Here is a 1,201-nt window from a genome sequence, read left to right as displayed (position 1 = left end):
CAGCATGCCAAGTGGTCACGCCTCGGGTTCTTTCGCGCTGTTTCTAACCCTCGCCGTACTTGCCGGGCGTGGACAACCGCCACGGATGCGATTGACCTGGTTAGTACTGGGTTGTATTCCAGCCTTGGCGATTGCCCTCTCCAGGGTTTACCTCGGCGCGCATTGGCCGACGGATGTATTGGCTGGAGCAATGCTGGCGGCCTGCGTCTGCGCAGCCAGCCTCTGGCTGAATCAACGTCAGGCACCACTGAACGCAATGCCGCCCAAGGTCTGGTGGCTGCTGCTACCGGCGTTAGTGGCCCTGTTCGGCTTCTTCGTATTGCGGCACTTACCCCATACGATGTTGCGGTATGCCTACTAAAAAGAGTGCAATATTATCTCGACCCCTCATAAAAAAAGAACCCCGACCAATATGACGGGGTTCTTTTTGAACGCGCTCAGCTAATTACAATCAGGCACGTTGACGTTTACGCATTTCCAGAATCAGTGCATCAGCGAGCTGGGCTGCTGCAATTGCAGTCTGCTCGAAGGGCTGACCAAAACTTGCATGTTTGAGCAGGTAACCTACAGCGGCCGCTTCCCATGCCGCCCACTCATTAGTGAAAATAGTCATCATTAAAATCCTTTTAATATTTTTAAGTGACCCGCTTTATGCGGGCAATCCAAAACTAATGAAAACACCGACACTCAGCAATGATGGCAATCGTGTGCAATGTTTGCCAAACTCTGCTCAGGTAAACAACTTCCCCTGTAACTCATCCAGTAACGCCTGAATTGCACTCAGTCGCTGCTGCGCATCATCGAGTTGAAGCAGGTCGAACTAGCCCGCTCGAAGATCGCGATTAATTTGTGTTGAGCTGACTGAGTCGGACCTGAAGTAAAAACGAATCCTGTGGGGGCGGGCAAGCTCGCTCCCACAGGGTGTTATGGAGTTTTTGAAGCCTGTGTTCGTCCCTTGAAGCAAATGGAACATTCAATGAAATGGTTTTTATGGGCTCATGGCTCGATAGCGTGACTGCATGGTTGGCGGTTAACCTCCAACGCTGCCAGCAGGGCGCTATTGATGGCTGCGATCTTTTAGATGCACCGGGGATCGCTCCTCGCCCCCATCAGCCCACAAAACGTCATTCAAGGAATCGCTTTACCATCAACTACAAAAAAACCATATTACGACTTAGCTCCCGAATGGAAAGCTTGGCAG

At 51.5% G+C, this 1,201-nt stretch carries 3 protein-coding genes; 2 read left to right on the top strand and 1 reads right to left on the bottom strand.

Annotation, left to right across the window (positions count from 1 at the left end; genetic code table 11):
• The coding region (locus tag ACRESJ_RS21675; protein WP_431759732.1) for a phosphatase PAP2 family protein at window positions 1-361 on the top strand (361 nt) is incomplete at its 5' end.
• 90 nt (window positions 362-451) lie between these two features.
• Here ACRESJ_RS21675 and ACRESJ_RS21670 read toward each other — a convergent pair.
• Window positions 452-613: a hypothetical protein gene (locus ACRESJ_RS21670; RefSeq protein WP_431759731.1), complete on the bottom strand. Its 162-nt coding sequence runs from the start codon at window positions 611-613 to the stop codon at window positions 452-454.
• Between the two features lie 398 nt (window positions 614-1,011).
• Between ACRESJ_RS21670 and ACRESJ_RS21665 the strand changes: the two genes are divergently transcribed.
• Window positions 1,012-1,201 (top strand): hypothetical protein (locus ACRESJ_RS21665; protein ID WP_431759730.1); only part of this gene is annotated, 190 nt, incomplete at its 3' end.

This window comes from Pseudomonas sp., assembly GCF_050739655.1.
Taxonomy (GTDB): Bacteria; Pseudomonadota; Gammaproteobacteria; order Pseudomonadales; family Pseudomonadaceae; genus Aquipseudomonas.
This window is presented reverse-complemented; position numbering and strand designations above follow the sequence as displayed.

Coding starts and splice junctions, on each gene's coding strand:
- ACRESJ_RS21670 (WP_431759731.1), bottom strand. CDS start 613: ATGACTATTTTCACTAATGAGTGGGCGGCATGGGAAGCGGCCGCTGTA.